The following is a 17,134-nucleotide window of genomic DNA, read 5'->3' as shown; positions in this document are numbered from 1 at the left end:
GAGAAAACTGAACTAAGAAGGAGCACTTATGACTGATATCAAATTAGAACATATCAACTTTTCTGTTGATAATAAACAAATCTTAAAAGACATTACGACAACCTTTCATTCAGGTAAGATTACAGCACTTATCGGACCCTCTGGAGCGGGCAAAACAACATTGCTGAAACTGATCAATGGTCTGAGAAGTCCGGATTCCGGTAATATCTATATCGGTGAAAAAGAGATTCAATCATTCGACCTTATCAAGCTGAAGCAGCAGATTGGAATGGCACTTCAAAGCGCACCGATGATTCAAGGGACAGTATATGACAACCTTAATCTACCGCGCTCGATTTTCGGGGACACGCTTGATGAACATAAAGCAATGGAACTGCTGGATCAGGTAAATCTGGAGACAACGGAGCTAACGACTGATGTTAAATCATTATCTGGCGGACAAAGGCAACGTCTATCGATTGCCAGAACGCTTGTTAATCAACCGGAAGTATTATTACTGGATGAGATTACGTCTAGTCTGGATCCAAGAAGCGTCAAGGAAGCAGAAGCCCTCATACGCAAAATCTGTGATCAGTTCGGTGTGACCATTATATGGATTACGCATGATGTAGAACAGGCAAAACGCATCACAGATGATTACTGTATGTTAAAGGATGGACAATTTATCGTAGCAGGCCATTCTTCAGAACTAGAAACGACAGAACATCCTGTATTAAAAGCATTCTTGAAAGGAGAAATAGAATGACACTTTTTCAAATTTCACTCGCATTTATATTTGTAATTATACCGTTAGTGATGAGCGCTGTGCTCAAGCTAGGTCTTGAGAAAGATGTTATCATCGCTGCAGTACGAAGTACAATCCAGCTGATGATTGTAGGATATATATTGACCTTTGTCTTTGATGGCAATCATCCTATTTATATGTTTTTAATGATCTTACTTATGATCGTAGCAGCAACTCAGAACATCATTAAAAAAGGACAAGGAATCAGAGGAATCACCTGGAAAATTGTCCTTACGCTTATCGTTGTGGAAGTATTGACAATCGGTATTCTGACGGGATTTCGTATTATTCCATTTGAACCAAGATATGTTATACCGATCAGTGGAATGATGATTGGTAATGCGATGGTGCTTTCACTTTTATTCTTAAATCGTTTCTTAAGTGAATTGGACCAGAATGACGAACAGATTGAATTAATCCTGTCACTTGGGGGTACTCCAAAACAAGCAATTCACAGAGTATTGATGACAAGCATTAAAAATTCGATGATACCAACAATCGAAAGCACAAAGACGATGGGACTCGTTCAGCTTCCTGGTATGATGAGTGGCCAGATTATCGGGGGAGCTGATCCTCTTGTTGCCGCACAGCTACAGCTTATAATAATCTTCCTGTTAATGACTGCAGCAACGTTATCAAGTGTCCTTGTCGGATTCTTAAGCTATCCAACCTTATTTAATGACCGTGAGCAATACATAGGCAAATATTCAAAATCGTAATCTATATTGCTTATGCAGAATTTATAAAAGGTCGAGACATAGAGTCTCGACCTTTTATTTAAACATTTTCCTTTTATAGAGTGTGATAAACGTTACAAGCATTAACGTTAATGCCACACCAATTGTTCCATACCAAGTTAGTTTCGGTAAATCTACATTCATTCCGAAGAAGCTGAACACAAGTGTCGGAAGCGTTAAAAATACTGTAAACAGTGTTAATATCCGCATAATATTATTCATTTCATTCGCAATTAATGATGAATAAGATCCTGTAATACTTTCTAATATGCGTGTATAAAGCTCTGTCGTATTTAAGGCCTGTGTATTCTCAATCATTAAATCTTCCAGCAATTCTTTATCTTCTTCGTAAAGTTTAAGTGAACGTGATCTGAATATTTTTTTTATCGTATCTCCATTTGCAGTAAGTGACGTCAAGAAATAGACTAAACTCTTCTCAATCTCCATTAATTCATACAGCTGCTTATTCGTTAAGGAGTGTCTTAAGTTTGCTTCAATCTTAATACGCTCACGATTTATTTTCTTCAATGTGTTATTATATTTCGTTGCAACTGTAAGCATCACTTCCAGCAAGAATCGAGATTTCATCCGAAGATCAAAGGTCAGATTTACAATCTTATTGAATAGATCGTTTTCTCTTGAACAAATCGTTATAATATAACCTTTGCTTAATATGATACCGATAGGCACTGTAATATACGATTCTGTCTGCCTTATATTCTTATCCAGTACCGGAAAATCCGTTATCACTAATGTACTGTTAGAATCTTCATCATATTCAATACGTGCCCCTTCCTCTGGATCAAGTGGATCCTCGAGAAACTCTATAGGAACTTCAAATGCTTCTGCAACTTCTTCCATTTCTTCACGGGAAGGCATGACAAGGTTAACCCAGTTATTCAGTTGATACTTCTCTGTTTTAATAATTGTGCCTTCTTCTGAATTAATATATGTAGTAATCATTTGCCCACCTCCGTGATATCAACATTAAAATCTTATAATAACTTCCATTTAAAATCTATAGATAATTAGAAAAAATAAAAAAGATTGGGTTACCCCAATCTTTTTATATGTGAAGACTATCCAATCGAGCCTTCCATCTCAAACTTGATCAAACGGTTCATCTCAACTGCATATTCCATCGGTAATTCTTTCGTGAATGGCTCAATGAAGCCCATTACGATCATTTCAGTCGCTTCTTCTTCAGAGATACCACGGCTCATTAAATAGAATAGTTGTTCTTCAGATACTTTTGAAACTTTCGCTTCATGCTCTAATGAAATGTTATCGTTTAACATTTCGTTATATGGAATTGTATCTGATGTTGACTCGTTATCCATAATTAATGTATCACATTCGATGTTTGAACGTGCACCCGTCGCTTTACGTCCGAAGTGAACGATACCACGGTATACTACTTTACCACCTTGTTTTGAAATTGATTTCGAAACAATTGTAGAAGAAGTATTCGGTGCCATATGCATCATCTTCGCTCCAGCATCCTGAACTTGTCCTTTACCTGCTAAAGCAATAGATAATGTCATACCACGTGCACCTTCACCTAGTAGGTAACATGCTGGATATTTCATCGTAAGTTTAGAACCGATGTTCCCATCAATCCATTCCATCGTTCCATTCTCATAGACGAAAGTACGTTTCGTAACTAAGTTGAATACGTTGTTCGCCCAGTTTTGAATTGTTGTATAACGGCAGTAAGCATCTTTTTTAACGATAATTTCAACGACTGCTGAGTGCAATGAATTCGTCGTATAAACGGGTGCTGTACAACCTTCAACGTAATGTACACTTGCCCCTTCGTCAACAATGATTAATGTACGTTCAAATTGTCCCATATTTTCAGAGTTAATACGGAAGTATGCTTGTAGCGGCGTTTCAAGTTTAACGTTTTTAGGTACATAGATAAACGATCCACCAGACCATACTGCTGAGTTTAATGCAGAGAACTTATTATCTGCAGGTGGAATTACTGACGCAAAGTGTTCTTTAAAGATATCTTCGTTTTCACGTAATGCTGAATCTGTATCTTTAAAGATAATCCCTTGGTCTTCAAGGTCTTCTTGCATATTATGATATACAACTTCTGATTCATATTGTGCTGATACCCCTGCAAGATACTTCTGTTCAGCTTCTGGAATACCTAATTTATCAAATGTCTGTTTAATTTCTTCAGGTACTTCATCCCATGAACGCTCTGTATGTTCAGATGGTTTTACGTAATACGTAATTTCATCGAAGTTAAGTTCTGATAGATCTCCACCCCATGTAGGCATTGGCATCTTATAGAACTGCTTTAATGATTTTAAGCGGAAGTCTAGCATCCACTGTGGTTCTTCTTTCATCTTTGAAATTTCACGTACAATATCCTCTGTTAATCCTCTTTCTGAACGGAAAATCGATACGTCTTTATCGTGGAAACCATATTTGTAATCTCCAACTTCAGGTGCTTTTTTAGCCAATTGACGTCACTCCTTTTATTTTATTCATCTATTTCTTCACTGACATGTGTATCATTGTTTTCTTTCGTGCCACGTTCCAATGCTTTCCAGGCAAGTGTCGCACATTTAATACGTGCGGGGAACTTCGCCACACCAGAAAGCGCTTCGATGTCTCCAGCACTTTCATCAAATGTATAGTCTTCTCCAAGCATCATCTTAGAGAATTCTTCTCCCATTCCAAGTGCTTCACTTACTGATTTCCCTTTAATGGCTTCTGTCATCATCGAAGCACTTGACATTGAGATAGAACACCCTTCACCTTCAAACTTCACATCTTTAACGATATCATCGACTACATCTAAAGTTAAACGAATTCTATCCCCACAAGTGGGGTTATTCATATCAATCGTTAATGTACCATCTTCAATAATCCCTTTGTTACGAGGATTCTTATAATGGTCCATAATAACTGAACGATATAGCTGATCCAAATTATTAAAACTCATAACTGAAAAACTCCTTCGTTTCTTTTAAACTTGTTACTAGCTGATCGATTTCTTCTTTTGTGTTATAGATGTAGAAACTTGCACGTGCAGTTGATGACTGACCTAACCATTTCATAAGAGGTTGAGCACAGTGATGTCCCGCACGGATGGCGATACCATGACTATCTAAAGCGGTTGCTAAGTCATGTGGATGCACGCCTTCAAGATTAAAAGTAATAAGACCTGCACGTTTATCAGCGGTCGGGCCATAAATTTCAAGTCCTTCAATTGCTGACATCTGTTCGTAAGCATAAGCTATTAACTCATGTTCATATTCTAGAATGTTATCTAAACCAATAGATTCTAAATATTTAATGGCTTCCGCTAAGCCAACTGCTTCTGCAATAAGCGGTGTCCCTGCTTCGAACTTCGTCGGCAGTTCTGTCCATGTTGAGTCTTGTAATCCAACAAAATCAATCATGTCTCCACCAAATTCAATCGGTTCCATCTTATCAAGTAATGCTTTCTTACCATATAACACACCGATTCCTGTCGGGCCACACATCTTGTGTCCACTAAAAGCGAAGAAATCACATCCAAGCGCCTGGACATCAACTTTCATATGTGGAACAGACTGTGCACCATCAACGACCATATAGGCACCCTGTGCATGTACAAGTTCTGTGATGGCCTGTATATCATTAATTGTTCCTAATACATTAGAAACATGGGCTATCGATACAATCTTCGTTTTATCTGTCAATGCGTCTTTAACGGAATCTAGAGAAATCGTACCGTCTTCGTTTAGTGGAATATATTTCAGTACTGCACCTTTACGCTTTGCAAGCTGTTGCCAAGGTACTAGGTTTGCATGGTGTTCCATCTCAGTAATGAGAATTTCATCACCAGCTTCGATTACGCGATCGCCAAAACTCTGAGCAACAAGATTGAGCGCTGTCGTTGTCCCGCGTGTGAAAATAATTTCTTCGAAGTACTTTGCATTGATGAAGTTACGAACGGTCTCACGTGCCCCTTCGTAACCATCTGTTGCACGAGTCCCAAGTGTATGCACACCACGGTGAACGTTTGCGTTCATATGCGTATAATATTCTACTGTTTTATCGATGACGCTCTTTGGTTTCTGACTCGTTGCAGAAGAATCAAGATAAACGAGTGGTCTATCATTGACCACTTCTGAAAGAATCGGAAAATCTTTACGAATTGCTTGTATATTTAAATTGGTCACACTATCAAGACCTTTCAAACGTATTTATTTACCAGTAACTTTAGACTCAATTACTTCTGTTAATTGTTTCTTAACTGCTTCAATCGGTAATGCATTAACAACAGGCGCTAAGAATCCATGAATTACGAGACGCTCTGCTTCTTGTTTAGAAATACCTCGACTCATCAAGTAGAAGAGTTGCAGCGGATCAACACGACCAACAGATGCCGCGTGTCCTGCTGTTACATCATCTTCATCAATTAATAGAATTGGATTTGCATCTCCACGGGCTTTCTCAGAGAGCATTAATACACGTGATTCTTGTTGTGCATCCGCTTTCGTTCCACCGTGTTTAATGTATCCGATACCGTTAAAGATAGATGATGCGCTGTCTTTCATTACACCATGTTTTAAAATATGACCCTCAGAACGTTTGCCGTACTGAATAATTTGTGATGTAAAGTTTAATTTTTGTGAACCGCGACCAACAACTACAATTTTAAGGTGGCTCTTAGAGTCATCTCCCATTAAGTAAGTCGTATTATCATGAATCGTATCACCATCATTCATCAATCCTAGTGCCCAGTCAATAACTGCGTCACGACTTGCAATACCACGACGAATGACATGTCCAACTAAATCTTTATTCAAGAAGTCTACTGCACCATAGTTTACTTTCGCATTATCTTTAGCGATAACTTCTGAAATGATGTTAAGGTGACCTTTAGCTGATGTAACACCAGATAAGTAATTTTCAACGTATGTTACTTCTGAACTTTCTTCAGCTACGATTATAACGTGGTTGAACAGGTTCGCATCTTCATTATCGTGTAGCACGATGTATTGAACAGGATGTTCAATAACGACGTTACGTGGCACATAGATAAATAATCCACCATTCATCATAGCGGCATGAAGAGCCGTTAAACGATGCTCATCAACTTTAACAGCATCTGTCATATAATATTGCTCTACAAGTTCACCGTGTTCTGTAAGCGCTGTTTGTATATCGGTAATGATAACACCTTGAGATTGAAGTTTCTCCTCAATTTCAATGAATGCAGGTGTGTTGTTGTGTTGAACAATTAAGTTATGCGTGTTCTCTAAATCGATTAGTGCTTTAACAGATTCAGGTAACGCTTCTTTAGACGTAAAAGTTTCGCTTTCTACTACTTTATGATGCACATCGAAATTCCATTTATCCAGTTTCGTTTTATCTGGCTTTGGCATTTCGATTGTATTTAATTTATTAAGTGCATCTTGACGTAAATTTTGCATCCATGATGGTTCTTTACGTGCTGCTGAAAGATCCGTTAATATTTCTTGTGTAAAATCTATCGTATTGCTCATGAATATATCCTCCTATATGTTTAATCAGGTTTATGCGTCTACAGTTTCATCTTGAATATCTAACTCTTGTTTGATCCAGTCGTATCCTTCTTTTTCAAGACGTTGTGCAAGTTCTTCTCCACCTGATTTTACAACGCGACCTTGCATCATTACGTGAACGTGGTCTGGAGTAATATAGTTTAATAGACGTTGGTAATGCGTGATAATTAAGCAGCCGAAGTTTTCTCCGCGCATCTCGTTGATTCCTTTTGATACAACTTTAAGCGCATCGATATCTAAACCTGAGTCAATTTCATCTAAAATCGCGAATTTAGGTTCTAACATCATTAACTGAAGAATTTCGTTACGTTTCTTTTCCCCACCAGAGAATCCTTCGTTTAAATAACGTTGTGCCATATCAAGATCCATTTCTAAGAACTCCATATTTTTATCTAATTTCTTGATAAATTGCATTAAGTTGATTTCCTTACCTTCCTCACGTTTCGCATTAATTGCTGAACGTAAGAAGTCCGCGTTTGTCACACCTGAAATTTCTGATGGATACTGCATTGCTAAGAAAAGACCTGCTTGCGCACGTTCGTCAACTTCCATCTCTAATACGTTCTCACCATCAAGTAATACTTCACCTTGAGTCACTGTATATTTCGGATGACCCATGATTGCAGCAGATAAAGTTGATTTACCTGTACCGTTAGGACCCATGATTGCATGTATTTCATTTTGCTTAATTGTCAGGTTCACACCTTTTAAAATTTCCTTACCTTCTATCTCAACGTGTAAATCTTTAATTTCTAATACTGATACCATATTGATGTCCTCCATTTATATAAAATTTTCATCTCATCTAGTTTATAATAATTTTAATCTAAGGTCAAAGGCCTATGACATAAATCACAGTTTTAATTATAACGTAATTGAGAACGAATATGAATTAAATGAGATTAAATAATAAAAAAAGATGAATATTCCTATAGGAACATTCATCTTTTCTAATATTATTTCGCCGGGATTACAGCACCATTATATTTTTTATTGATAAAATCTTGTGTTTCTTTAGATTGTAATGCTTTCACTAAAGCTTTAATTTTAGCATCACCTTTGTGTCTTTCTTGTACCGCGATCAAGTTTGCGTAAGGTGAATCACTCTTTTCAATCGCAATTGAATCTTTTAATGGATTCAGTTTATTTTCAAGTGCAAAGTTAGAGTTAATGATCACTGCATCACCTTCACCATTGTTATATGATTTCGGTAAGAATTCAGCACTTTGCTTGTTGTTGAATTTAATGTTCTTCTTATTTTCTTTAATATCTTTAAACGTAGCTTTTACTGGATCTACGCCATCGTTCAATGTGATTAATCCAGCTTCAGTAAAGAATGATAAGAAACGCCCTTCTTCAGCTGGGTTATTTGATACAAATACTTCAGCGTTTTCTGGAAGCTCTTTTAATGATTTATATTTCTTTGAGTAGATAGCCATCGGTTCGATATGGATGTTACCTGCTGATTCAATTTTATATCCTTTTGCTTTCTTCTCAGTGTCTAAGTATGGTGTATGCTGGAAGAAGTTTGCATCAAGCTCACCTGCATCTAAGAAACGGTTCGGAGTTGTGTAGTCATTGATTGTCTTAATCTTTAAAGTATAGCCTTCTTTTTCTAATACTGGTTTAACTTGTTCAAGTAATTCCGCATGCGGTGCTGGTGAAGCGCCGACAGTAATCGTCTTATCGTCTTCTTTAGAAGCTTTCTTTTCGTTGTCTCCACAAGCTGCAAGTACAAGTACTAATGTAGCTACGAATAATAATGATATAAACTTTTTCATTTAATTCACTCTCTTTCCGTTATTTAATTTATAGTCAAATTCCATTGGAACTGATTATCGTTTATCAATACGTTTTGTGATTATATCACCGATAAATTGTATCGCAAATACAAGCAGTAATATTAACACTGTCGAAACTAAGATGACATCATTCTGTGCTCTAGTGAACCCTACTAAATAAGCTAGGTTCCCTAATCCACCTGCACCGATAACCCCGGCAATGGCAGTAGACCCTACTAAAGCGATTGCTGTTACTGTAATACCAGACACAAGTGCCGGTAAACTTTCAGGAATCAATACTTTACGAACTAATGTAAAGGTATTTGCACCCATTGACTGCACCGCTTCAATAACACCCTTATCAATTTCTTTCATCGCAATTTCAACGAGTCGCGCATAAAATGGTGAAGCTCCGATGATGAGTGCCGGCAATGCGCCTTTTACACCACTAATTGTCTGCATAATTAAGTTAGTAAACGGGAACAGGAGCAAGATTAAAATGATAAATGGTATCGCTCTGAATAAATTCACTAAAAATGCAGTGATGGAATAAAAGATGCGCACTCCTTTATTGTTACTGCGTGATGTGAGGAATAAGATAATCCCGATAATCAACCCGAAGAAAAATGTAAAGAAGGTTGCAATCAATGTCATTTGCAACGTTTCTACCGTTGCTGTCCATACATCTGCCCAAATTACATTTTTGAAGCTCAGCATCTCTTTAAGCGTATCTAAAAAACTAGTTTGCATCTTGTTCTACCTCCACTTCTACACCGTGACGCTTAAGTTCATCCGCAATTTTCGTAAGATCACCATTCACCGACGTTAAATGGACGATTAAATGTCCAAATGAGCCTGCTTGTGTATGCTTTACGTTACCTGCCAGAATATTCATATCCAGACCATACTTCTGTATCACCTGACTGACAATCGGCTGTCCTGTAGCAGAACCGATGAACTTAAGTCGAAGCAGTGCCCCTACAGGATACTCTGCTTTAATCTCCTTGATAGAAGCTTCCAGTTCTTCGTCAGAGATATCATCTTTTACGAAGCGCTTCGTAATGTTCGTCTGTGGATTGTTGAATACACTTAATACTGAACCTTCTTCAACGACCTTACCGTGTTCCATCACTGCGACACGATGGCAGATTTTACGGATAACTTCCATCTCGTGTGTAATCAGCACGATTGTTAAGTTCAGCTTCTTGTTGATATCAACGAGCAGTTCAAGAATTTCGTCTGTCGTCTGAGGGTCAAGTGCACTTGTTGCTTCGTCACATAACAGTACTTTCGGATCGTTACTCAGTGCACGCGCGATACCTACACGCTGTTTTTGACCCCCAGACAGTTCGGAAGGATATGCATTTTCTCGACCATTGAGTCCAACAAGATTGATTAATGACTTCACCTTACCATCGATATCTGATTTCTTAACACCTGCAATTTCCAGTGGCAGCGCAATATTGTCATACACTGTACGCGACCATAACAAGTTAAAGTGCTGGAAGATCATCGAGATCTTCTGGCGTTTCATATTCAATGTTTTCTGATCAAGTTGATTGATAATATCATTATCAACCACCACTTCACCAGACGTCGGTTTTTCTAAACCGTTAAACATACGGATTAACGTACTTTTACCCGCACCACTAAAGCCGATGATTCCATAGATTTCACCTTGCGTAATATCCAGTGAAACACGATCTACAGCAGTGATGTCACCTTTTTTCGTTGTAAAAGTCTTTACAACATTATTTAACTTAATCACGTGCATCCTCCTAAAATAAAAAGTCGTCTTCCTTAAATACATAAGAAAGACGACATAGTGATATATTCGACTCTCTCATCTTCTAAAGTTTACACTTTATGTGAATTGGCACCATTTCTTTTCAGACGGTTGCCGGGCTTCAAAGGGCACATCCCTCCACCTCTCTTGATAAGAGCAACTATTAAATTGTTTTGTTAATGATTTTTATAATAAAGCAGATTGAATTATTCGTCAATAGATTTCGATAAAATTTCGTATATTGAAGTAACAGACTCAAATCGAAATATCGTGTCAACGACTTCATTGTCTTTGACGATGAGCAATACAGGTACACTTGAAATCTTATACTGTGTACTGAGGGATTCATAATAATTCAAATCAAGCTTTAATATATCCATCTTCAGTGACATGTTAACGATATCCAGCATCTTTTCTGCGAGTTTACATGTGCCACAAAAAGGGGTGTAGCCAAAAATAATATAATTGTCTTGTATTCTTTCTAGATCTTTAGATTGCAAATGCGTTCTGATACTCATAAGGTTGCGACTTACCTTTCCATTCAAACTGTTCTTTAATTTCAAAGTCATGACGACTGACAACTTTCGCTAAGTAATCAAGTGGACAATTACTCACCTCACCATACTTTGAATCGATATAAATATGATGTCCTTCGCTTAAATGACGCTTAAACCACGCTCTGATCTTGCGCCCTGCTTTATCACTGTCGGTCATGATGTACACTTTATGATGATACAGGTCTTCAATCATGGCATCTAACTTCTCGATGCCCATTGTGCCATTTGTGCAAATAATATGTACAGGTTCCGTTAATACTTCTTGTAATCTTTTCTTGTCTCGCTTACCCTCTACCACGATGACCTTCTGAATTACAGACATTTTCCATCACCTTTTTCGTCATATTAAAAAATCCTTGATAAATTTATTATCAAGGAAAGTATATCATTTATGCATTAATCATTTCATCATATTGCGCTTGATCCATTAATTCATCAAGTTCGCTGTCATCTGCTTCAACTTTGATCATCCATGCTTGGTCCATAGCAGATTCGTTTACTAATTCAGGAGAATCTTCTAATTCAGAGTTAACTTCAACAACTTTGCCTGAGATTGGAGCATATAATTCAGAAACAGTTTTAACCGACTCAACGCTACCAAATGGTGAACCAGTAGTAATTTCATCGCCTACTTCAGGAAGTTCAACGAATACGATATCCCCTAGTTCTGATTGTGCAAAGTCTGTAATTCCGATTACTTTTACGTTATCTTCTAATTTAACCCACTCATGATCTTTTGAAAATTTTAAGTTCGACATTATAAGCCCTCCATATAAATAAAATACTTAACACTTTTATAATGACATAATGTAAGCGTTTCTTCAATCTTTTTTATAACCAAGTTTGTTTATAGTCCGCTTCTTTGAATCCTAAAGTGATTCTATCCTTATTTACAGCTAAAGGACGTTTTACAAGCATTCCATCTGAGGCAAGAAGCTCTAATTTCTCTTCATACGATTTATCCGGCAATGTTTCCTTTAAATCAAGCTCCTTATACTTTGTGCCTAGCCTGTTGAATAATAAATCCACATCAACACCAGTATTCTTAATAATTGTATCAAACTCTTTTGCAGTGGGTGTATGTTCCACAATGTGAATCGGCTCGAAACTCACACCATTATCCGCAAGGTATTTTGCTGCTTTTCTACAGGTTGTACAGCTGGGTAACTGATAAAATTTAATCATATGTAACCTCCTGAATATGATACCTCAATCATAACAACTTTGTAAGATTACGACAACTAAGCGTTTTCTTTTCTTTACTTCTTAAAAAGAAGTATAATATAAGAAAAGTATATAAGGAGTAATAAAAGTGAGAACAATTAGTCAATACGAAGAGTTTAAAGAAATTATTGCAAGTGAGGAACCTGTTGTTATCAAGTTCTTCGCAGATTGGTGCCCAGACTGTACGCGTATGGACTTTTGGATTGATCCAATTGTTGACGAATATCACAACTATAACTGGTATAAGATTAATCGTGACCAAGTGCCTGAAGCAGCAGATGAAAACGACGTTATGGGCATTCCAAGCATCTTAATTTTTAAGAATAGTGAAAAGCTAGCACACTTGCATTCAGCGAACGCCAAAACACCTGAATCAGTGAAAGCATTTCTAGCAGAACATTTAACAAAATAACAAAAAACTGCGCGTCCGGTTAACTGGATGCGCAGTTTTTATTTTAAAATAGCGTAATCAAGTTTTCTTGCTTTCTTTCTTTGTATGGTGCTTCAGTTTGTGCTGTTAAATAAATTACACCATAGATTATTTCATCATCTTGAACATTTAATGCATCGTTCATTTTTGGATTTAGATAGGGGGGCTGTGTTTTTATGCAGCTACCAACACCGTTTTCAAATAGAGCGAGTGATAGTGTCTGCATAAACCCGCCAACTGCAAGTAAATCTTCAAAGTTTTCTTTCTGACGGCGATCGCGTTTTCCAACTATGACGAGTACTCCAGCTAACTTTCTAACTGTTTCAATATGCGTCTGATACTTCTCTTCATTGTTTTTAAATGCGATATCAGCAAACAATTGTCCAAAATCAGCTAAGCGTTCTTTCTTCACCCATACTACACGCCACGGTTCACGCATACCATGGTTTGGTGTATATGTCGCGAGTTCGATAGAATCCTTAACCACGCTGTCGTCAACTGTCGTATCTTCATATTGCTTAATACTTCTTCTCTCTTTAATTGCCTGTTTTAATTCCATAAAAAACATCCTCTCACACTAATTGATAACTATTATCAATTATAGTAAAAGGATGTTCATTTGTAAACTTAATACAGTGCAAGCCGATGATGCAGATCACGTACATGAATCTGTCCTGGTGCTACAGGTTCACCTACATAGCCAAACGTCATTGACGAACCAAATACACCACATGCAAGTCGTGTTATCTTGCCGATTTCACCCATCGCTATACCAATAACATTCGTATCATAAGCTTGCTTCGTTTCATACACTGCATCCATTAGATTCAGCACATCTTTACCATCATGAGGCATTACTGCAAGTTTACAGTAATCTGCATCTAGTGTAATCATCTTCTTGTACATCGCAAGCATATCTTTTATACGAGGTGTGTACTGAAATTCATGATGACTGATCAGTACTTCAATTTGATGCTGACGCGCGAGCTGTAATAAATCTGTCATGTATTGTTCATAAATCATTAAATCAATATCAATAATATCACAGAGGTCATTTAAAATTATAAACTTAATAATCTCATAATAATCTGCAGCTTCTATCGTTGCTCGGTCTCTATCATCGAACATACGATATGTAAACAACATCTTCTTATTTGGAAAACGGCTTCTAATATATAGAAGTTCATCTTTATAATCCGCTATTGTCATCACCTTTAAATCTGCACGGTACTCAATAATATCAAAGAAAGCACTGTTTTCCTCAGCCTCTTTTACATGAATATTATCCTTATTTTGCACATCTGATAATGTAACGATAATCTTTGGAATCGCTAAACCTTTATCACTCAATTTAAATCCTCCTCAAATGAAAGCCCGAAACTGTGGTAAAATGTATATATGTGTTTGAAACGAGCTGTTTTCTCCATTCTACAACATCTTTGTTCTTTATTATATGAAAATAACCTCATTTTAAATTTGTATCTCAATTTAAATGGCGGAACACAAATTTAACTTAAAGGTGATACTATGAAAAATACATTCAATCTTAAATATTTACCAGGCTGGTCATTAACGAATAATACTAAAATTCCGATTCGATTAGTAGAAAATAAATCTTATATCGCAGTAACGAAACCTATTTACAAAAGTCATAGTATTCTTGATATCATTGAATTTAATAATGGAGAACCTGTTGCTTTCACCAACCCGAACAACAGTAACCAGATTGCTATAGCAATTAGTCATGACACGAAAGAAATAACCGTTAACCCGCGTGATTAACGGTTATTAATTTATGCATTCGGTTGATGATGTGATGTCTCGAGGTGGCTCGTAAATTTATACACGCGCCACCTTGCTTATACCTACCTATTTATCAGATCGTTTCACTTCTTGTGATAATGTTAATATCGATAACAATACTGCCAATCCTAAGAAATAATACTTATAATCATCGATTGACGGTATAACAAATGACAGTAAAAATGCAATAAACAATATAACCGCTAGACCATTCATAAAATTATTCATAACATCCTCCTTTGTTCGTCTATAACCAATATAGCACAAAATAAATAGCCTATAACACCAAGTGTTATAGGCTAAGGTATGGAGACGGCGGGAATTGATTTTTACATATTTGAATACTTGTGAAAGTAGCTTAAAACATTAATATATAAACGTTTTCGAGGTATTACAGAATTGATGTAAAACGTATAAATTTTAAGTTTCGATAAAATTTGGGGGAATGATGGTTACTCTGTCACACCTTTATTAGTACCAAACTTAAAAAATAAAGCAGCTAATATAACTCCTAAAGGATAAAACCCACCTAGTATTTTATAAAAGAATATAAGTATGATCATTACAGAGATGCAACTAACAATGATAGTTAACATAAAATAAATAAAATGATTACCATCTTCCGTCCTTGATGGATTACCGATAAGTTTTGGTATTAAACCTGCATAAATGAATAATAAATTTTTTAAGATATAAAAAGTACACAATAAAACTATAATAGCAATTAATAACTCCATAATTTTCCTCCCAATATTATTCTTATAAAGAATATCATCTATATAGTATAAGAGCAATGATAAACTGAATCACGCTTACATAATATATAAAAAATCATTTTTAGCCATTCGATATAAGCGATTTTAAGCACAGTTAGTGGGCTACTACCTTACTTATCAATTTTCGATGCATCTGAGGGCGTTTCTCCGACACCTAAAATTCTATTTTTCTATGTTTTTTAGCATTTTGATACCTTTATCAGTAAGTTCATACTTCTTTTCCTGGCATTCATCTTGTAACTCCTTAATGAAACCATGAAAAAATAAATGTTCAATCAGTGGTAATGCTCTATCCATATCTTTTAACTTTGCCATGCTATCTGTTGATATACACTTTAATATCAGATGCAGCTTTTCTTTCAGTTGCAGCATTAAGCATCCCCCTAATATGTATAATGAATTATCAATATCATTATATAAAATTAGTTCAATGTTACACATTAAGAAATTGTAAAGACTACAAAAAATAGATAACCATATTTCATGGCTATCTATTGCATGTGCTTGTTGCTTTTCTTTAGTGATTGTGAATAAAATTATTTTTTTATATCGCTCCCATTGAATATTCTTCTTATCTGCTCTCGGAGTTCTTTAGGTACTTTCGCTTGTGCTGGATCAATTACGTTTCCATCTTTGTCATAGCATGTAACTTTCATGTGCTATCCTCCTTTAATAACTTTTCAACAAGCTATTTTCTATGTAATTTAATGCCCCTTTAATCTTTATATATCTTTTCTTACTGTCTTCAAATCTAAAAACAAATTTTCTTTGAAACTCCAAATCTGTTAGTACCTTTTTTTCTAAATCGCTTTTAGATATTCCACTTATTTTAACGAATTGTTTAACATCAGCAAAGCCAATATACTCATATTGTGAGGTAGAGTTTTTAATTACTTCTAGTATTGCTTTTTCTAATTCAGATAAATCTATATTAACATTCAATCTTATTAACCTCGTTTCTATATAGGAGATTTTAAACACATTTAATGCACTACTTACCCTACTAAACAAAGTTATTGTTCTTAAAATCGTCCTAATCGATACTTGTTTCTTTATTTTCAAGACCTTTTAGCATTGTTTTTCCTTTATCGGTTAAAATGTATGTTCTTTCTTCCATATTCTCTTTTTCTTCTAAAATATAACCATGTAATAATAAATGATCTAATAATGGAATTAATCTGTTTTTGTTATCGCATTTCGGTATACCGTTATTTGAAATTCCTTTTAAAATCTCGTATATCTTTTTATTGATTGTCAGCATAAGCATCCCCCTTTATCTGCATACACTTTATTTTAAAAATATTATATACAAATACATTCGTAATGCATACATATTTTTTCAGTTACAAATAAAAAATAGATAACCATATTTCATGGCTACCTACTGCTTGTGCTTGTCGCTTTTCTTATCCTTAGTGATCATGAATAACGTTGTAATGAGTACGGGAAAGAATATTAATATCAGTGCTAAATTCACGTTATCCCTCCTTATATGCAGCAACGATTGGTGTAGTACTCGTAAAATGTACTATTAATGGCTTTGCTCTCTCTTTTCTATGTACATATTAATGAAGTAAAGTATAAAGATAGTTATTGCTATACTTATTTGTACTGTTCTTATTTGTGCTTTAATATGCCAATCAAATATATTATTCGGTATATGCAGCAATATAACGCCGATAAAAATAATTATAAGTGCAT

Annotated in this window: 24 protein-coding genes and 1 riboswitch; of the genes, 4 read left to right on the top strand and 20 right to left on the bottom strand. The window is 35.8% G+C overall.

Annotated elements, in window-relative coordinates:
• The first annotated feature begins 28 nt into the window (after positions 1 to 28).
• Positions 29 to 745: an ABC transporter ATP-binding protein gene (locus ACZ2V4_RS05825; RefSeq protein ID WP_420494268.1), complete on the top strand. Its 717-nt coding sequence runs from the start codon at positions 29 to 31 to the stop codon at positions 743 to 745.
• Entirely contained in the window at positions 742 to 1,503 is a 762-nt protein-coding gene (locus ACZ2V4_RS05820) for an ABC transporter permease (RefSeq protein WP_413474269.1), read from the top strand. Before ACZ2V4_RS05825 ends, ACZ2V4_RS05820 begins: the two co-directional genes overlap by 4 nt.
• A gap of 54 nt (positions 1,504 to 1,557) precedes the next feature.
• Here the strand turns inward: ACZ2V4_RS05820 and ACZ2V4_RS05815 are convergent, their stop codons facing one another.
• The 13 genes from ACZ2V4_RS05815 to ACZ2V4_RS05755 form a co-directional block, all read right to left on the bottom strand.
• Positions 1,558 to 2,484 (bottom strand): magnesium transporter CorA family protein, encoded by a 927-nt coding sequence (locus ACZ2V4_RS05815; RefSeq protein ID WP_219494146.1) that lies wholly within the window; start codon positions 2,482 to 2,484, stop codon positions 1,558 to 1,560.
• A gap of 116 nt (positions 2,485 to 2,600) precedes the next feature.
• Entirely contained in the window at positions 2,601 to 3,998 is a 1,398-nt protein-coding gene (gene sufB, locus ACZ2V4_RS05810; RefSeq protein ID WP_219494144.1) for a Fe-S cluster assembly protein SufB, read from the bottom strand.
• Positions 3,999 to 4,018: 20 nt separating this feature from the next.
• Positions 4,019 to 4,483, bottom strand: coding sequence for a Fe-S cluster assembly sulfur transfer protein SufU (gene sufU, locus ACZ2V4_RS05805; protein ID WP_101140368.1), 465 nt, complete (start codon positions 4,481 to 4,483; stop codon positions 4,019 to 4,021).
• Positions 4,473 to 5,708 carry a cysteine desulfurase gene (locus ACZ2V4_RS05800; RefSeq protein ID WP_490514617.1) on the bottom strand — a complete coding sequence of 412 codons (1,236 nt, stop codon included), beginning with the start codon at positions 5,706 to 5,708 and terminating at the stop codon, positions 4,473 to 4,475. The genes sufU and ACZ2V4_RS05800 overlap by 11 nt, the downstream gene beginning before the upstream one ends.
• A 24-nt stretch (positions 5,709 to 5,732) precedes the next feature.
• The gene (gene sufD / locus ACZ2V4_RS05795) at positions 5,733 to 7,037 is read right to left on the bottom strand and encodes a Fe-S cluster assembly protein SufD (protein ID WP_413474266.1); all 1,305 of its coding nucleotides are present in this window, start codon (positions 7,035 to 7,037) and stop codon (positions 5,733 to 5,735) included.
• A 30-nt stretch (positions 7,038 to 7,067) separates the two neighbouring features.
• Positions 7,068 to 7,844, bottom strand: coding sequence for a Fe-S cluster assembly ATPase SufC (gene sufC, locus ACZ2V4_RS05790; protein WP_120786592.1), 777 nt, complete (start codon positions 7,842 to 7,844; stop codon positions 7,068 to 7,070).
• Between the two features lie 188 nt (positions 7,845 to 8,032).
• The gene (locus ACZ2V4_RS05785; RefSeq protein ID WP_490514616.1) at positions 8,033 to 8,857 is read right to left on the bottom strand and encodes a MetQ/NlpA family ABC transporter substrate-binding protein; all 825 of its coding nucleotides are present in this window, start codon (positions 8,855 to 8,857) and stop codon (positions 8,033 to 8,035) included.
• Positions 8,858 to 8,911: 54 nt separating this feature from the next.
• Entirely contained in the window at positions 8,912 to 9,607 is a 696-nt protein-coding gene (locus ACZ2V4_RS05780; protein WP_120786594.1) for a methionine ABC transporter permease, read from the bottom strand.
• Complete coding sequence (locus ACZ2V4_RS05775; RefSeq protein WP_419956631.1) at positions 9,597 to 10,625, bottom strand: methionine ABC transporter ATP-binding protein; 1,029 nt, start codon at positions 10,623 to 10,625, stop codon at positions 9,597 to 9,599. Before ACZ2V4_RS05775 ends, ACZ2V4_RS05780 begins: the two co-directional genes overlap by 11 nt.
• Before the next feature lie 72 nt (positions 10,626 to 10,697).
• Positions 10,698 to 10,800: riboswitch (SAM riboswitch) on the bottom strand.
• Between the two features lie 49 nt (positions 10,801 to 10,849).
• The gene (locus tag ACZ2V4_RS05770; RefSeq protein ID WP_490514615.1) at positions 10,850 to 11,161 is read right to left on the bottom strand and encodes a thioredoxin family protein; all 312 of its coding nucleotides are present in this window, start codon (positions 11,159 to 11,161) and stop codon (positions 10,850 to 10,852) included.
• Complete coding sequence (locus ACZ2V4_RS05765; protein ID WP_219494136.1) at positions 11,133 to 11,522, bottom strand: toprim domain-containing protein; 390 nt, start codon at positions 11,520 to 11,522, stop codon at positions 11,133 to 11,135. The genes ACZ2V4_RS05770 and ACZ2V4_RS05765 overlap by 29 nt, the downstream gene beginning before the upstream one ends.
• 67 nt (positions 11,523 to 11,589) lie before the next feature.
• A complete protein-coding gene (gene gcvH / locus ACZ2V4_RS05760; RefSeq protein WP_219494135.1) occupies positions 11,590 to 11,958 on the bottom strand; it encodes a glycine cleavage system protein GcvH in 369 nt (122 codons plus the stop codon).
• Between the two features lie 73 nt (positions 11,959 to 12,031).
• Entirely contained in the window at positions 12,032 to 12,385 is a 354-nt protein-coding gene (locus ACZ2V4_RS05755; RefSeq protein WP_219494133.1) for a Spx/MgsR family RNA polymerase-binding regulatory protein, read from the bottom strand.
• A 127-nt stretch (positions 12,386 to 12,512) separates the two neighbouring features.
• Between ACZ2V4_RS05755 and ACZ2V4_RS05750 the strand changes: the two genes are divergently transcribed.
• A complete protein-coding gene (locus ACZ2V4_RS05750) occupies positions 12,513 to 12,836 on the top strand; it encodes a thioredoxin family protein (RefSeq protein WP_012656442.1) in 324 nt (107 codons plus the stop codon).
• A gap of 43 nt (positions 12,837 to 12,879) precedes the next feature.
• On the opposite strand, the gene ACZ2V4_RS05745 is transcribed toward ACZ2V4_RS05750, so the two are convergent.
• Positions 12,880 to 13,413 (bottom strand): nitroreductase family protein, encoded by a 534-nt coding sequence (locus ACZ2V4_RS05745; RefSeq protein ID WP_420496414.1) that lies wholly within the window; start codon positions 13,411 to 13,413, stop codon positions 12,880 to 12,882.
• 68 nt (positions 13,414 to 13,481) lie between these two features.
• A complete protein-coding gene (gene aroD, locus ACZ2V4_RS05740; RefSeq protein ID WP_420494264.1) occupies positions 13,482 to 14,204 on the bottom strand; it encodes a type I 3-dehydroquinate dehydratase in 723 nt (240 codons plus the stop codon).
• 177 nt (positions 14,205 to 14,381) lie between these two features.
• Here aroD and ACZ2V4_RS05735 point away from each other — a divergent pair, with 177 nt between their 5' ends.
• A complete protein-coding gene (locus ACZ2V4_RS05735; RefSeq protein WP_099482562.1) occupies positions 14,382 to 14,636 on the top strand; it encodes a hypothetical protein in 255 nt (84 codons plus the stop codon).
• Positions 14,637 to 14,723: 87 nt separating this feature from the next.
• Here the strand turns inward: ACZ2V4_RS05735 and ACZ2V4_RS05730 are convergent, their stop codons facing one another.
• The 5 genes from ACZ2V4_RS05730 to ACZ2V4_RS05710 form a co-directional block, all read right to left on the bottom strand.
• The gene (locus tag ACZ2V4_RS05730; RefSeq protein ID WP_158552752.1) at positions 14,724 to 14,885 is read right to left on the bottom strand and encodes a hypothetical protein; all 162 of its coding nucleotides are present in this window, start codon (positions 14,883 to 14,885) and stop codon (positions 14,724 to 14,726) included.
• Between the two features lie 224 nt (positions 14,886 to 15,109).
• On the bottom strand, positions 15,110 to 15,394 hold the full coding sequence (locus tag ACZ2V4_RS05725; RefSeq protein WP_490514614.1) for a hypothetical protein: 285 nt from the start codon (positions 15,392 to 15,394) through the stop codon (positions 15,110 to 15,112).
• A gap of 201 nt (positions 15,395 to 15,595) precedes the next feature.
• Positions 15,596 to 15,805 carry a hypothetical protein gene (locus tag ACZ2V4_RS05720; RefSeq protein WP_490514613.1) on the bottom strand — a complete coding sequence of 70 codons (210 nt, stop codon included), beginning with the start codon at positions 15,803 to 15,805 and terminating at the stop codon, positions 15,596 to 15,598.
• Positions 15,806 to 16,102: 297 nt separating this feature from the next.
• Positions 16,103 to 16,375 (bottom strand): hypothetical protein, encoded by a 273-nt coding sequence (locus ACZ2V4_RS05715; protein WP_490514612.1) that lies wholly within the window; start codon positions 16,373 to 16,375, stop codon positions 16,103 to 16,105.
• A gap of 91 nt (positions 16,376 to 16,466) precedes the next feature.
• Positions 16,467 to 16,694, bottom strand: a complete 228-nt coding sequence (locus ACZ2V4_RS05710) for a hypothetical protein (RefSeq protein ID WP_490514611.1) — start codon at positions 16,692 to 16,694, stop codon at positions 16,467 to 16,469.
• Positions 16,695 to 17,134: the final 440 nt, after the last annotated feature.

The organism is Macrococcus sp. CoH-51_TC_04 (assembly GCF_058188655.1).
Note: the sequence above shows the minus strand (reverse complement) of the source record. Positions and strands in the feature narration are given on the sequence as shown.

What these genes read in the sequence shown, in the direction of transcription:
- ACZ2V4_RS05730 (WP_158552752.1), bottom strand. Translation starts at nt 14,885, where the DNA reads ATGAATAATTTTATGAATGGTCTAGCGGTTATATTGTTTATTGCATTT.
- ACZ2V4_RS05745 (WP_420496414.1), bottom strand. Translation starts at nt 13,413, where the DNA reads ATGGAATTAAAACAGGCAATTAAAGAGAGAAGAAGTATTAAGCAATAT.
- ACZ2V4_RS05825 (WP_420494268.1), top strand. Translation starts at nt 29, where the DNA reads ATGACTGATATCAAATTAGAACATATCAACTTTTCTGTTGATAATAAA.
- ACZ2V4_RS05780 (WP_120786594.1), bottom strand. Translation starts at nt 9,607, where the DNA reads ATGCAAACTAGTTTTTTAGATACGCTTAAAGAGATGCTGAGCTTCAAA.
- ACZ2V4_RS05820 (WP_413474269.1), top strand. Translation starts at nt 742, where the DNA reads ATGACACTTTTTCAAATTTCACTCGCATTTATATTTGTAATTATACCG.
- ACZ2V4_RS05815 (WP_219494146.1), bottom strand. Translation starts at nt 2,484, where the DNA reads ATGATTACTACATATATTAATTCAGAAGAAGGCACAATTATTAAAACA.
- ACZ2V4_RS05735 (WP_099482562.1), top strand. Translation starts at nt 14,382, where the DNA reads ATGAAAAATACATTCAATCTTAAATATTTACCAGGCTGGTCATTAACG.
- ACZ2V4_RS05755 (WP_219494133.1), bottom strand. Translation starts at nt 12,385, where the DNA reads ATGATTAAATTTTATCAGTTACCCAGCTGTACAACCTGTAGAAAAGCA.
- sufC (WP_120786592.1), bottom strand. Translation starts at nt 7,844, where the DNA reads ATGGTATCAGTATTAGAAATTAAAGATTTACACGTTGAGATAGAAGGT.
- sufU (WP_101140368.1), bottom strand. Translation starts at nt 4,483, where the DNA reads ATGAGTTTTAATAATTTGGATCAGCTATATCGTTCAGTTATTATGGAC.
- ACZ2V4_RS05710 (WP_490514611.1), bottom strand. Translation starts at nt 16,694, where the DNA reads ATGCTGACAATCAATAAAAAGATATACGAGATTTTAAAAGGAATTTCA.
- ACZ2V4_RS05765 (WP_219494136.1), bottom strand. Translation starts at nt 11,522, where the DNA reads ATGTCTGTAATTCAGAAGGTCATCGTGGTAGAGGGTAAGCGAGACAAG.
- ACZ2V4_RS05770 (WP_490514615.1), bottom strand. Translation starts at nt 11,161, where the DNA reads ATGAGTATCAGAACGCATTTGCAATCTAAAGATCTAGAAAGAATACAA.
- ACZ2V4_RS05725 (WP_490514614.1), bottom strand. Translation starts at nt 15,394, where the DNA reads ATGGAGTTATTAATTGCTATTATAGTTTTATTGTGTACTTTTTATATC.
- gcvH (WP_219494135.1), bottom strand. Translation starts at nt 11,958, where the DNA reads ATGTCGAACTTAAAATTTTCAAAAGATCATGAGTGGGTTAAATTAGAA.
- ACZ2V4_RS05785 (WP_490514616.1), bottom strand. Translation starts at nt 8,857, where the DNA reads ATGAAAAAGTTTATATCATTATTATTCGTAGCTACATTAGTACTTGTA.
- ACZ2V4_RS05720 (WP_490514613.1), bottom strand. Translation starts at nt 15,805, where the DNA reads ATGCTGCAACTGAAAGAAAAGCTGCATCTGATATTAAAGTGTATATCA.
- sufD (WP_413474266.1), bottom strand. Translation starts at nt 7,037, where the DNA reads ATGAGCAATACGATAGATTTTACACAAGAAATATTAACGGATCTTTCA.